Source organism: Pseudoalteromonas rubra (assembly GCF_005887095.1).
GTDB classification, from domain to species: domain Bacteria; phylum Pseudomonadota; class Gammaproteobacteria; order Enterobacterales; family Alteromonadaceae; genus Pseudoalteromonas; species Pseudoalteromonas rubra_E.
On sequence record NZ_PNCI01000076.1, the window covers coordinates 55,717 to 69,115 of the forward strand.

11 protein-coding genes and 1 tRNA gene are annotated in these 13,399 nt (G+C 48.0%); 7 read left to right on the forward strand and 5 right to left on the reverse strand.

The features are described from left to right. The first annotated feature begins 36 nt into the window (after window positions 1–36). From CWB99_RS22535 to CWB99_RS22555, 5 genes are all read left to right on the forward strand, one after another. The gene (locus tag CWB99_RS22535) at window positions 37–1,089 is read left to right on the forward strand and encodes an aldo/keto reductase (protein WP_138550101.1); all 1,053 of its coding nucleotides are present in this window, start codon (window positions 37–39) and stop codon (window positions 1,087–1,089) included. A 95-nt stretch (window positions 1,090–1,184) separates the two neighbouring features. Continuing rightward, window positions 1,185–1,703, forward strand: coding sequence for an NUDIX hydrolase (locus tag CWB99_RS22540; RefSeq protein ID WP_138550102.1), 519 nt, complete (start codon window positions 1,185–1,187; stop codon window positions 1,701–1,703). A gap of 71 nt (window positions 1,704–1,774) precedes the next feature. Further along, a complete protein-coding gene (locus tag CWB99_RS22545; protein WP_138550103.1) occupies window positions 1,775–2,500 on the forward strand; it encodes a hypothetical protein in 726 nt (241 codons plus the stop codon). Between the two features lie 142 nt (window positions 2,501–2,642). Continuing rightward, window positions 2,643–5,318, forward strand: a complete 2,676-nt coding sequence (locus tag CWB99_RS22550) for a bifunctional acetate--CoA ligase family protein/GNAT family N-acetyltransferase (protein WP_138550104.1) — start codon at window positions 2,643–2,645, stop codon at window positions 5,316–5,318. A 39-nt stretch (window positions 5,319–5,357) separates the two neighbouring features. Then, entirely contained in the window at window positions 5,358–6,305 is a 948-nt protein-coding gene (locus CWB99_RS22555) for an ion transporter (RefSeq protein WP_138550105.1), read from the forward strand. Window positions 6,306–6,353: 48 nt separating this feature from the next. On the opposite strand, the gene CWB99_RS22560 is transcribed toward CWB99_RS22555, so the two are convergent. From CWB99_RS22560 to CWB99_RS22570, 3 genes are read right to left on the reverse strand one after another with little or no spacing between them, the layout of a single operon-like run. Further along, the gene (locus CWB99_RS22560; protein WP_138550106.1) at window positions 6,354–10,817 is read right to left on the reverse strand and encodes an EAL domain-containing protein; all 4,464 of its coding nucleotides are present in this window, start codon (window positions 10,815–10,817) and stop codon (window positions 6,354–6,356) included. Window positions 10,818–10,819: 2 nt separating this feature from the next. Further along, complete coding sequence (locus CWB99_RS22565; protein ID WP_138550107.1) at window positions 10,820–11,248, reverse strand: GNAT family N-acetyltransferase; 429 nt, start codon at window positions 11,246–11,248, stop codon at window positions 10,820–10,822. A 2-nt stretch (window positions 11,249–11,250) separates the two neighbouring features. Then, the gene (locus tag CWB99_RS22570; protein ID WP_138550108.1) at window positions 11,251–11,454 is read right to left on the reverse strand and encodes a DUF3283 family protein; all 204 of its coding nucleotides are present in this window, start codon (window positions 11,452–11,454) and stop codon (window positions 11,251–11,253) included. A gap of 159 nt (window positions 11,455–11,613) precedes the next feature. On the opposite strand from CWB99_RS22570, the gene CWB99_RS22575 reads away from it, so the two are divergent. Next, a complete protein-coding gene (locus CWB99_RS22575; protein WP_138550109.1) occupies window positions 11,614–12,297 on the forward strand; it encodes a substrate-binding periplasmic protein in 684 nt (227 codons plus the stop codon). Here CWB99_RS22575 and CWB99_RS22580 read toward each other — a convergent pair. After that, window positions 12,281–12,550, reverse strand: coding sequence for a DUF1289 domain-containing protein (locus CWB99_RS22580; protein ID WP_138550110.1), 270 nt, complete (start codon window positions 12,548–12,550; stop codon window positions 12,281–12,283). The genes CWB99_RS22575 and CWB99_RS22580 overlap by 17 nt on opposite strands. 135 nt (window positions 12,551–12,685) lie before the next feature. Here CWB99_RS22580 and CWB99_RS22585 point away from each other — a divergent pair, with 135 nt between their 5' ends. Beyond that, entirely contained in the window at window positions 12,686–12,991 is a 306-nt protein-coding gene (locus CWB99_RS22585) for a hypothetical protein (RefSeq protein WP_138550111.1), read from the forward strand. A gap of 228 nt (window positions 12,992–13,219) precedes the next feature. Here CWB99_RS22585 and CWB99_RS22590 read toward each other — a convergent pair. Next, window positions 13,220–13,295, reverse strand: a tRNA-Phe gene (locus tag CWB99_RS22590). Window positions 13,296–13,399: the final 104 nt, after the last annotated feature.

Consider the following 13,399-nt stretch of genomic DNA (forward strand, 5'->3'; position numbering starts at 1 on the left):
CCGATACGCCAGACCTATTCAACACAAGGAGCATTTATGAAGTACAGCCGCCTGGGTCATTCCAATTTAGAGGTGTCACGTGTCTGCCTGGGCAGCATGACATGGGGTGTGCAGAACAATCAGCACGACGCCGATGAGCAAATCAACTATGCACTTGCACAGGGTATCAATTTTATCGATACCGCAGAGATGTATGCCGTTCCTCCCTCGCCAGATACCTATGGTAAAACCGAGGAAATCATCGGAGACTGGTTGCGTCGTCACCCGGAAAAACGCCAGGATATCGTCATCGCGACCAAAATTGCGGGCTCGGGATTAGCCTGGATCCGCGGTGGTGCACCTATTTCGGCAGAGGCCATAGTGCAGGCTGTGGATGCCTCACTAAAGCGCTTACAAACCGATTACATAGATGTTTACCAGTTGCATTGGCCAAACAGGACATCCCCGCACTTTTCCAAACACTGGCCGGGGATGATCACTTTCAGTGATGTGTCTACAGAGCAGCACAAAGCAGACATGCTTGAGATCTTGAAGGCCTTAAAACAGTGCATCGATGCAGGCAAAATTCGCCACTGGGGGCTGTCTAACGACACACCATGGGGGGTCAACGTTTACCTGCAGTTGGCACAACAGCACCAACTACCACGGCCCGTTTCCATTCAAAACGAATTCAACCTGCTACATGCCAAAGACTGGCCATATATTATTGAGAATTGCGTGCATGAAGACATTGCATATCTGCCCTGGTCACCCATTGCAGGCGGTGCATTGTCAGGCAAGTATCTGGGCGGCGCAAGACCGGAAGGCTCACGTTGGACCTTGATCCAGCGCAATGGCCTCTTCCGTGATACCCAGTTTGCCCAGGAAGCCACCACCGCCTATCTGGAGATTGCCAAAGAGCATCACATTAGCGCCGCACAGCTCGCACTTGCCTGGTGTGATCAAGTCGATGGCGTCACGTCAACTATCATAGGCGCAACCACCATGGCGCAGCTAAAAGAAAATATCAAAGCATTTGATATGACTCTGCCACCTGAGGCATTAGCTGAGATTGATACGGTACTTAAAACTTACCCGCTGCCCTATTAACACATACCTGAAAAAACACATGCCCGGCTGAGCCAGCTGGGCATGTTTGCCTTCTCCAAACTGTGCTAAAATCGACGCTTTTTGTGGACTTAAAAATGCGCGTTCTTAATCCAACCCCTGCGACGCCTTTGCCGGGCAGTTGCTTTACCCGCCCGGCAACACGAGCAATCATCACCAGTCAGTCGCGAATATTGCTACTCTATACACAAAGATATGACGACTACTCTTTGCCTGGTGGTGGTGTTGATGAAGGTGAATCTCTGACCGATGCGCTAGTACGTGAAGTCAAAGAGGAAACGGGTGCCCGTACCGTCACTAACGTGGTTCCCTTTGGTGTTTACGAAGAGTATCAACGCTGGCACAAACCGGACTATGATACTGTCCATATTATTTCTCATTGCTACGTATGTGATATTTGCGGTGAATTTGATGAGCCCGAGATGGAGCACTATGAAGTAAATAATGGTATGCAACCACGTTGGGTTGAGATTGCTCAGGCAATTGCGCACAACGAACGTGTGCTGGCCAGCAGCGATAAACAAGGACAGTCATTACTGCGTGAAACGCGACTACTGCGGATGATTGCAACTGAGCTGATGCAACTGAACTTTTAACAAAGGGCAAGGTCATATCTGTGTTTTAAGTATAAACCAGAGTCATAAAAATAACACACTAAGGAAAAGTGATGCGTTCGTGGGTCGTTGCAATTGTTGTGTCTGTTGCCAGCCATCTGGGCTTGCTGTGGCTACTTGCTCAGCACCGGGCATTTGTCTCCACTATCCCATCTACCAAAAGTATTAAAACGTATCTGGTGGTCGAACAACCAAAAAAAAGCACGCCAATGGTTGCTTTAGAACCAGATACTAAAGAACCTGAACCCGCTATCAGCACAAAGGAGCCTGCCGAACAATTAGTGGTACCAAAAGAGCCACCTGCTTCAGTCACTGCTGCCACTGTAAGCTCCTCTAAACCTGTCGCTGAGAATAAAGCCACAGAGACGGTGCAATCGCAGCAACAGATTGAGGCTTCGGGCAATACAAACAAAGACAAACCGTACAAGCACATCGACCCCGCACTTGGGCTGTCTCGCCTGCGTTTGCAACAGCAGCAACTCAACCAGCAAATAGCAGGAGACGCGCCCACAGGACAGCCTCAACCTCAGCGCCTGGGTGTGCCCAAATCCCACCACCTCAGAAATCAAACACTGCGCCAAGTCGAATCTCAAAACCAAATTTTTACAGAATATCGCGAAGGAGACCGGTGCTACAAAGAAGTTCAGGGCGATCCCAATAACCCGCCCCCCGAGGGGTTTGCCAAAAACTGGCTCACGATGAGCAGTACCTGTGACAAAAATGCCATCACGGATGCCTATGATGCGGCGATGGGGAAATGGTTAGACAAAAACCGCTAACCCTGATGGCACTTGTTTCGTCATTTTAGGTGGGCGAGTGCACTCAGATCAAAACAATGCCTGCTTTAACTCGCAACCTGTCCATAAAGCGATTAATATTTAGCAGATAACCCGCCATCATTAGGCAAGTCAAGGAGTTAGTATGAGCATTAAGCGGATCAACCAGTTCTTTAACCCCCGCTCGGTGGCTGTGATTGGCGCTTCCAGCAACCCAGATAGAGCAGGTAACGTCGTGATGCGCAACTTGCTGCATGGCGGCTTCAAAGGCCCCATCATGCCCGTCACGCCAAAGTACTCAGCCGTTCAGGGGGTGCTCGCCTACCCGACGATCGCCGACTTGCCACAGGTACCCGATCTGGCTGTTATCTGTACCAATAAATCCACTCTTATACAGGTACTGACAGACCTCGCAGAACGGGGGTGTAAAAATGTCATCATTGTCGCAGCCGGGCTTGATAGCGACCAAAAGGCACGATTACAGACACTGGCAAGAAAAAAACAGATCACCCTGCTCGGCTCTAACAGCCTTGGGATGCTGGTTCCCCATCTGGGGCTGAATGCCAGCTTTTCTCACACCACTGCTGATGCAGGTAAACTGGCCTTTATTTCCCAATCTGCTGCGGTGTGCTCAACCATACTGGACTGGGCAAAAAGCAAACACATCGGGTTTTCTTATTTTATCTCTTTGGGCGACAGTCTGGATATTGATTTTGACGAATTGCTCGATTTGTTTGGGCGGGACGCAAAAACCAAAGCCATCTTACTCTACATAGACAACATCAAAGATGTCCGTCGCTTTATCTCTGCTGCACGGGCTGCAGCCTTCAGTAAACCCGTGATCGCAATCAAGACTGGCCGTACTCAGGCAGGTGCGCAAGCTGCAATGATCCATACTGGCGGGTCAACCTCGGACGACGCGGTGTACGACGCGATGTTTCAGCGCGCGGGCATGCTCAGGGTCACCGATCTGAGGGAGTTGTTTGCCGCTACGCAAACTTTGGCGCTGCACCCTAAACTGTTGCAAATCGAGCATCTGACCATTCTCACCAACGGTGGCGGCCCGGGTATCATGGCTGTGGATACCTTATTACAACGCAGTGGCAAGCTCGCGGAACTCAGTGACAAAACCATCGCGGCACTCAATGCCGTGATCCCTCAGTCCAACCACACCGCGAATCCCATTGATATTTTCGGTGATTCGGCTCCGCACCGCTACAAGCAGGCACTGGAAATTTTACTCAAGGCTGATGAGGTTAAAAACCTTTTGATCATCCACACACCGTCAGCGCTTGCCCCCAGTGAAGCTTACGCAGAGATCATTGCCCAAACCCTGGGCACCTTGCCTAAAATGGCCCGTCCTTTTGTCATGACCAACTTTATGGGAGAAGAAGCGGCGTATGAAGCCCGTGACGTCTGTGTCCGACACGGTATCCCAACCTACCGCACACCGGAAGGGGCGGTCGGTGCGTTTATGCACTTAATCAGCTATCGTCGCAACCAAAAGCACCTCACTCAGACACCGGAATCTGTCAGCCAGGATGAACTGATCAACAGCACCCATGCCAAAGCACAGATAGATGCCTTCCTGAAACAAGATCTCACTCAGCTCTCCACTCATCAGGCCGGTAAAATCCTCTGCCATTACGGGATGGAGTGCATAGATACAGACATTGCGTTAACACCCAGTGAAGCAAAAGAACAAGCACAAATACTCGGCTTCCCGGTTGCACTCAAGCTAATTAGTCCCAGCATCCCATCTAAATCTGAAGTAGGTGGCGTGGTCCTGAACCTCAATGATGCAGATGAGGTAGAACAAAGTGCATTTGCGATTCTACTACGTATCAAGCAAGCCTATCCAGATGCCATCATCGAAGGTTTCTCGTTGCAAAAAATGGCGCCCCGGGCTGGCAGTCAGGAGCTGCGCATCGCCGTCAAAACCGAACCGGATGTCGGCCCCGTTATTTTGCTGGGCGAAGCGGGTACCGGATTCAATTTTAATCAGGCTGCCGTCGCTCTGCCCCCACTGAATATGAACCTGGCCAAATATTTGATAGCCGCGGCCTATGACAAAGGCGTGTTAAAAGAGCGCCTGTTACCAGAGAAAGTCGACAAATATCGTCTCTGTGCCCTACTTACCCGCGTCTCACAGCTGGTCATTGATCAGCCGGATATCCAGGCTGTGGAACTCAACCCAATCCTGGCAACGGACGGACACTTTTTAATTCTGGATGCCAACATTGATTTGCAACGATATGAGCCACTTCCCGGACGCAAACGACTGGCTATCAAACCTTATCCCAAAGAGTGGGAGCGCTCGGTTATTCTAAAGAACGGGGTTGAAGCACAGCTAAGGCCTATCCGCCCGGAAGACGAACGTAACCACCAAGAGTTCGATCAATCCCTCAGTAAAGAAGACAGATATCGTCGATTTTTTGGTGAGCTTCCTCAGTTTACCCACGAACAATTGGCTAAAATGACACAGATAGATTATGACCGTGAAATGGCGTTTATCATTACCGAGCCATACAAAAGTGCCCAGCGCACTCTGGGCGTTTCCCGGGTGCTCATGGACCCAGACAACTTACTTGCAGAGTTTGCTGTAGTGGTGCGCTCCGATTGCCAGGGCCTTGGCCTGGGTAAGTTACTGATGGAAGCTGCTATCGCCTATTGCAAGCGTCAACGGGTGGGATGTATTGAAGGGATCACTCTACCGGAAAATACCGGTATGATCGGACTGGCTAAAAAGCTGGGATTCGCTGTCAGCCGGGATTTTGAAGAAGGGACCGTGATTATGAAAATGCCACTGACAGTTCAGTAACACCAGACAACCTATTACCACAAGGTGAACAATACATTTATGGATCTGACACTCAGACAAAAAGCCGCAGGACTACTGGAAGCCAGTGGCCGATTCAGAAAAGCCGGACATGCAATTGATGTATTTCTGATCACCTTGATCATTGTCAACGTGATAGCCATTGTACTTGAATCCGTGCCTGCACTGGCCATACGTTATCACGACCTATTCTTCTACATCGAAGTGATCTCCGTCGCCATTTTTACCATTGAGTACCTGCTGAGGCTATGGTGTTGTGTGGATAAACTCGAGTTTAAACACACCTCAGGCAACAATATTAGAAAACGCCTGCGTTATGTGCTCTCTCCTTTAGCCATTATCGATCTGCTGGCGATTCTCCCTACTCTGTTAATGGTGTTCTTCTCTTTTGACCTGCGCTTTTTACGGGTATTCCGGTTACTACGCATCTTCAAACTCACCCGTTATTCCCGCGCAATGCAGTTACTGCTGGCAGCGTTCAGAGAAGAAAGTAGCTCACTCCTTGCCGCTTTTTTTATTATGTCACTGGTACTGATTGTGGCCTCGTGTGGTATTTATCTGATCGAGCACGATGTACAGCCCGATAAGTTTGGTTCTATCCCTGCTGCTATGTGGTGGGCCATGGCTACCCTCACGACAGTCGGATATGGTGACGTCGTGCCTATTACGCCATTAGGGCGCTTTTTTGGTGGGGTGATCACTTTGCTAAGTATGGGGATGGTCGCTATTCCCACAGGTCTGCTGGCATCGAGTTTTGCAGATCAACTCAGAAAACGACGGGATGCTTTCAACGAAGCCGTCCTGCATTCCCTGAGCGACGGTAAAGTCGATGAACAAGAAAAAGAGCACCTGGAGGCGCTGCGAATTGAGCTGGGGCTGAGTGCCGTAGAGGCGAATCAGGCCATTAAAATGATGACCAGCCAGCGTGTGCACGACCACTATTGCCGCCATTGTGGAGGTAAGCTGTAAACACAAACTGGCCCGCTTTCCACGGGCCACTTCATGCCACTAATATGGCTAACTGGCGCGAGTAAACACCTGATGCCAGTTACGTATTAGTAATTCGCCGGCCTCCGGTGCCGGTAGTGCCTTACTAAACAAATAGCCCTGAAAACGCTCACACCCCAACATCCGCAAGAAAGACAACTGTTCCTTATTTTCTACCCCTTCAGCAACACAATACTTGCCCAGGCTATGCGCCAATGACAGAGTCGAGTGAATAATCACCTCATGTTCTTTATCTCGGCCAATATCGCTGACAAAACTGCGGTCAATTTTAAGTGCATCGACCGGATACTGTTTAAGATAAGTCAAAGATGAATAGCCAGTACCAAAGTCATCCATATAAAGACGGCACCCCAGAGCTCTGAGTTCATGCATTCGTGAAATGGCCTGTCGGGCATCCGCCATCATCACTGATTCAGTAATTTCAAACACCAGATAGCGACCATCAACTTGATTACGCATCAGGATTTCCTTGATACGAACCAGTAAATCATCGTACTGAAAATCCAAAGCCGATAAATTGACTGAAATGTATAGGTCCGGGTGAGAGGTATGCCATTCTTTCAGATCAGCGAGTGCACGCTCCAGTGTCTGTAGCATAACCCGGGTAATGATCCCTGTCTGCTCTGCGGTATGAGCAAGTTCTTCAATACTATAGCTGGGATCCTGTGGCCAGCGTAATAACACTTCAAAACCCTCTACCGACATGTGGCTGGCATTAATGATCGGCTGATAATGATTGCGAAACGCTTCTTCCTGGTATGCTTTTAACAAAGCTTGCTCTATTGCCAGGGCGCGCTGCACTTGTTCATTAATCTCACGATGATAAAACTGATAGTCGGTCACCAAAGACTGTCTTGCATGGTTAAGAGCCGTCTCGGCCGCCTGATTCAGGTCAAACGCATCGCTGGCATCTTCTGGGAACATCGCAATACCCAGTTTTGCTTTAACATGTACCTGTTGCTGTTCAATCTCAAAGCCTTTTTCGAAGCGCTCAAGCAGGCAGTGGATATAGCGCATGACCTGCTCCACACTCGTTAGTTGCTCCATCAAAATATAGAAATCTCGTTCATTACCAATGGCGAGACTATCAACTTCGCGGAAGCAACACTGAAGGTTAGTCGCCAGTTTCTGGGTCACTAACGCAAGAAAGTCATTGCCATAGGTATCCGCAAAACGCTGTAATCGACTGAATTTAATCGCGATGATGGCCAACGGCTGTCGTGATAAACGCGCTTGCTCAATCGCATGTTGCACCCGGTCCATAAACAACACTTTGTTTGGCAGCTTGGTCAGAGCATCATAATTTGCCAACTGGTAAAGCTCTTTCTCTGTGCGTTTTTGCTTGCTGATATCGGTCAGGACCAAAATGTAGTGCTTATCTTCGGTGGCACTGATTTTTAGCAGAACTTGCCGCTTTTCTCCACTTGGCAACCTCAGTGTCTCTTCCGCAACATACAACTCACCGACTTTCAGTTTGCTGATCTCGCGCAAATACTTCATTCTGACATGACGTTCAAGGCCCAATGTTACACTGGTACTTGAGGAGGGCGCCTCACTGACACAAAAAGCACTTTGCAGGGCCTTATTACAAGCCAGAATCCGTAAATGCTTGTCAAAAATCATTACCCAATCTCGTGTCTGCTCAAACGCCGCACCAAACAAAGTTGCACGTTCCTCAAAGACACGCTCTCGCGTTAGGTTGGTATAGGTTCCGGCAACCTGTACAGGTACTCCATCTTGCCAGGCCATCACTTTGCCGTAGTCCTTATACCAGCGCCACTGCCCATTGATATGACGCAAGCGATAAGTACAGTCAATAAAGCCTTTTTCTGTCGACACAAATTCCAACCATTCAATGCGGAACAAAGCACGATCCTGAGGATGGATCAGCTCAAGATACTCATCCAGTACGATACTATCATTGCTGTAACCCAAGTCGCTCACCAATCGCGGCTGATAAACAAGATGGCTGCCGGATTGCCAGTCCCATACCCCTGAATTGCTGCCTTCCAGAGCCATTTTAAGGCGTGTTTCACTGTTTTGCGTTTCACGGTGCGCAGCCAGGATCATACCTGCGACTTTATTCTTCCTGTGCACCCAAAAAGCAAATAATGCAGCGCCCAGTAACACATAACAAAACAGTGCCCATGGCGCGCGCCACACAGGGTAATGCACAGCTATTTCTAACTGCGCAGGCGGGGTATAATCGCCCGTCAGCGGATCTTTAGCCCATACCTTCAGGCGATAGTTGCCTGGGCTAAGCTTGGGAAATACAACTCGATTACTGTTGCGACTTAGAATCCGCTGCTCCCCTGAAAGTTGATACTCATAGACTATGCGCTCCTGCAACGTGAACGCCATAGCTGAAAATGAGACCTCCAGACCAATGTCGTCGTGATTGAGTTCAATATAGGAAAATGATTTAAGCCCGGAAGGCAGGATATCGCGCGACATCAAGTCAACATCTGTAATATTGACCCGGCTTAACAAAGATTTAGTTGGGCGATGTGCTTTTGGATCAAACAAAGTAAAGCCCTGCAATGAACCGTAACCAATACGACCATCCGCGAGCTTAACAGACGCTCCGCCATTAAACTCGTTACTCATCAACCCATCAGCCGTTGTAAAACCCTGAAGGTGAAAGTTGTCTGGGTCCAGCCGCCAAATCCCCTGGTGTGACGACATCCAGATCATGCCCACGTCATCCTGAACCATTTCGTACAGAATATTGTTAGTTACCGTATGCTGTTCATTAGGCATAGGCAACAATTCATACCCATCAGCAGTCAGTCGCACTAGGCCATGCCTGGCAAAAGACAGCCATAAGACATTGTGTTTATCTATGGTATAGCTCAGTAGGTCGACAGCACTTTGTTTGTGCGCTTTGGGTACCTGGTAAATCTCAACCAGTTTATGTGCCTGAGTATCATAGCGAAATAACCGACCTTCACTGTAAAAGACCGGATCTTGAGGGTGCGTGCTAAGTGGCTTATAAAAGCCATAACTCAGAAAAGGGTCAAACCGATCGAATTCCTCACCCAGCTTAGTCAACCTGGCTGTATTAATATCAAACACATGAAAACCGGTTTTCTCATCCACCAGATAAAGTTGGCCGTCTCCAACAATCACAGCCCCTTTTACAAATCCGGACAATACCGCCGTGGCTGCTTCATCTTGTGCCTGAGGCCGATAAATCTGTTCTGAATGTGGCTCAAACACAAATAAACCACGGTTACTGCTAAGCCAAAGCTTATCCTGATAATTCAGTAAGCCAAAAATAGTGAACTCAGGATAAAATCCATCTCCCAGGAACCCGGCCAGAAACTGCTCAGACTGACGGGTCTGTGGATCATAGCGGGTTAAACCATCTCGGGTCCCGGCCCAGATATAGCCATCGTATTCGACCAGACCCCATACAGTGCCTTTAGAAAAGCGGCCCTGGACAGTACCGGGATGGACATTGTCAAACCCCTGGGACTCCGCTGGCAAGTAGAAAGCTCCGTCTTTTTTCGTTGCAATCCAAATCCCTCCAAAGTCATCTCGAATAAAATAGATCACGCTGCTGTCCGACACGGCATATCGACTGTCAGTCAGGCGCGTATCACGGTGTACCTGGCCACTGGCGATATCGTATTGCATTAGCCCCAGGTCTGTGCCGAGTAAAAGCTGTGTGCCATTGCTCTCAATTTGCCAGATATTGAGCTCTTCGATGAGGGTTTTATACGGAACCTCGGCATTAAAATCGCGCCGTAAAGCAGAAATATCCAATTGATACATGCCTATTACAGCACCTAGTATCAAAGTGTTGTCGTCCAGTAAATGCAATGATTTGGTATTGGTTTGAAAGGGGTGTGTGATCTGATCTCTGTGTTTGAGCGCACGCAATTCGTCGGTTTGAATATTATAAACAAACAAACGCTCTGCAGATGCGATAAAAAGTAAATCTTCGTGCTTTAACAGACCGCGTACCGCCAGTTGTGGATCATCTACTGGTAACTTTATTTCTTTGGTGATTTCACCGGTTCGAGTATCCATTACTGCGACATTTTGCGCTCGTCCCAGCCAAAGTTCGTGTTTACTCTTACTGAGCATCTGGAACACACTGTTCTCAAAGTAATCTTCTTCAGACTCAGGTGCGGATGTATAGCGACGGTAGCTATCTTGCTCAGGATCGTAGCTAAGCAGTCCTGCACGCCCAGATGCAATCCAGATGAGGCCATTTTCATCCTGATATATGCGGTCTATCTGCATTTTATTCAGGTCCTGATTAGGCCCACCGACCTCCAGTACCTGATAACCATCATACCGGTTCAGACCACCTTCCGTTGCCAGCCAAAGGTAACCGTTATCGTCTATCAGCAACGTATTGACATAGCTTTGAGACAGCCCCTCTGCAGGAGACAAACGTGCAACCTGTGCCATTGATGCAGAGGCAAATACAAGAAGGATAAAACTGAGGGTTATTCGCAACATAGTCAATTCTTATCGGGTTTTATATATTGCATTGCCAGGATCTGCCGACCTTGTGCAACATAAGTGTGATATTTCTCTGTCAGCGCCTGAGGCAACCTCTCAGGTTCTATTTCTTCAAAACCTAACCCAGCATAAAAAGTAGCAAGATGACGATAAGCAAAAGTATATAAAGGGGTATGCTGCGAGGCCAGCACCGCCATTAACAACTGCCGAGCGAGCCCTCTGCCACGCAGCTTGGGGTCAACCAAAACCGTGGATAAAAAATCACTGCTCGCTACGCATTGTACTCTGCACGCTGCGACAATCTCGGTGCTTTTTAACACCCAATTTTGATCCTGACGAGTCGCCTTTCCCCTCGCCTTATGGGCTTGGTAGAACTTATTCACGAGAGGCGTCTGAATAGCAGGTAAAACCCCTGCGATTATGTTCATGGCTATGCCAGCATCAACCCCAGGTAGAATTCAAACTTTTCCTTTAAAACCGCCTGATCAGAAATAGGACGTTGATTAATGGCATCATAAATCGCCTCTCGGCTATTTTTGCCGCGTTTTATTTGATAGGCCCAGAACGACGCTTCGTATTCTAACTGAATTTGATATTTATCTTGTCTTGATAAATTACACAGGTTATAGCTCATAGTAAATTTGGTTACAGCAATCTCTGTAAAAAGTGTATCATAATTACGCTAAGGTGTATCCGATCATGCGAAATGTGCCGCTACCGAGTAAGCAAAAACGGCAGCCTCTCGCAGGCAGATAGCATGACAGGATGGTTAGATTTTCAATAAGGAGATCCATTGCGAATTTTCAGCTTGATATTGCTTTACTGCCTGAGTTTGAAAAGTATGGCATCTGATGAGCGAACACTCTACTTTAACCGCCCCGCGGATACCCCCCAGGCCAGGTACGTCATTGAATTACTGCAAACCGCTTATCAGCAATTGGGGTATAGATTGGAGTTGGTCGATTTCAACCGGCAAAGTGCGTTAATTGCAGCCAATGATGGCGCTTTGGATGGGCAACTTGGTCGGATACATGGTGTAACTCAGGCTTATCCGAACCTACTTAAAGTAAGCTTTCCTCTTTACACCTTTAACCTGCAGCTGCTTAGTCGTTGCTTGAGTTGCACATTCCAGCAACTTGATTCTTTGGTCATCCAAAGTGGCTATCTGGTAGCGAACCAATATCTGAAGACGACTCCGTTTAATGGCCAGCTAATAGAAGTAAAAAACAACATAACCCAGCTTAATCTGGTTACTCAGGGCAAAGTACAGGCTGCGCTGGTCGTTGATTTTCACTTGCGTGAGCACCTTGCAGACATTGATTTAGAATCGTTAAAGATAGAAACCCTGTTGACCATAGAGACTTATCACTACTTGCATAAAAAACACAAAACGCTGATCCCACAACTAGAACAAGCATTGGAACAGCTGGCTGAAAAAGGAACTGTGACCATGTTAAAAGCTAAGTATCAGATTTAAAGAAATCGTCCTGCTCTGCTGTTTGTTCTGTGCCTTCTGAGGGTATATCACTTTGACGTTTTTTCGCAGCCATCACACGCTTTTGTCGCTGCGCACATAACTCGATCACTTTGCGCTTTTGTTGCTCGGTTAAGGCGTGCCAGTGAAAGCGCTCTTCGCGACTGCGAAAGCACCCTTTACAATAACCTCGGTTATTCACCTCACAGATCCCACGGCAAGGGCTGGGGATCTCAAAAATCTCAATCTGTTCCATATGGACTCAAAAACGTGCGCTTAATTCGGTATATGGCCAAATTGACGCTCTGCGCTCTGGTATTGGCTAAGCAAATTCATTTTTGATTATAATACATACTGCAAATCACATTGTATAACTAGAATAGGACAACCCATGAAAAAATGGCTTTCCCTTTGTTTGCTTTTGCCTTGTTTTGCTTACGCAGATTGGCATAGTGGTCGTATTGAAATGATAGCAATAGGATATGATGGCAAAACAATCTCTATTGGCATGGAAGGAACCACAAAAACAGACTGTAAATGTTACCCAACCTGGCCAAACCGCTTTTGCCTTGACCGAAACAGGACCTCATTCAATGAAGAATTTTCGTTACTTCTGTCGGCCAAAGCCCAAGGCAAGGCCGTTGCACTGCAAATAGACGAAACCACCTGTATTGTTAATGCGATGTATGAAAGGTAAGTAAAGCAGAAAGTAAAAAGCCCCGCTAATGCGAGGCTTTCTAATAATGGTGCCCAGAGGCGGACAAAGTGGTCTGGAACCACTTTGAACAGCTTTAGCTGGCCGCTTGCGGTGAAATACCAGGACGTATTTCATCATCGAACCACCCGCAGGCGTGTTCGATTACGCCAACTCATTTAATTTAGAGCAGAAAGTAAAAAGCCCCGCTAATGCGAGGCTTTCTAATAATGGTGCCCAGAGGCGGAATCGAACCACCGACACGAGGATTTTCAATCCTCTGCTCTACCGACTGAGCTATCTGGGCTAAAACTGGTTATATTGTGCTGCTCTTTCTTCCATGAAGCGGTGGCCTGTCGTCGTCCTGACTCCACCTCAACAAGCTGCGAAGCAGTGCTTCGGTCTTGTTTC

Coding starts and splice junctions, on each gene's coding strand:
- CWB99_RS22580 (WP_138550110.1), bottom strand. CDS start 12,550: ATGGAACAGATTGAGATTTTTGAGATCCCCAGCCCTTGCCGTGGGATC.
- CWB99_RS22565 (WP_138550107.1), bottom strand. CDS start 11,248: ATGAACATAATCGCAGGGGTTTTACCTGCTATTCAGACGCCTCTCGTG.
- CWB99_RS22535 (WP_138550101.1), top strand. CDS start 37: ATGAAGTACAGCCGCCTGGGTCATTCCAATTTAGAGGTGTCACGTGTC.
- CWB99_RS22560 (WP_138550106.1), bottom strand. CDS start 10,817: ATGTTGCGAATAACCCTCAGTTTTATCCTTCTTGTATTTGCCTCTGCA.
- CWB99_RS22585 (WP_138550111.1), top strand. CDS start 12,686: ATGAAAAAATGGCTTTCCCTTTGTTTGCTTTTGCCTTGTTTTGCTTAC.
- CWB99_RS22555 (WP_138550105.1), top strand. CDS start 5,358: ATGGATCTGACACTCAGACAAAAAGCCGCAGGACTACTGGAAGCCAGT.
- CWB99_RS22540 (WP_138550102.1), top strand. CDS start 1,185: ATGCGCGTTCTTAATCCAACCCCTGCGACGCCTTTGCCGGGCAGTTGC.
- CWB99_RS22570 (WP_138550108.1), bottom strand. CDS start 11,454: ATGAGCTATAACCTGTGTAATTTATCAAGACAAGATAAATATCAAATT.
- CWB99_RS22545 (WP_138550103.1), top strand. CDS start 1,775: ATGCGTTCGTGGGTCGTTGCAATTGTTGTGTCTGTTGCCAGCCATCTG.
- CWB99_RS22550 (WP_138550104.1), top strand. CDS start 2,643: ATGAGCATTAAGCGGATCAACCAGTTCTTTAACCCCCGCTCGGTGGCT.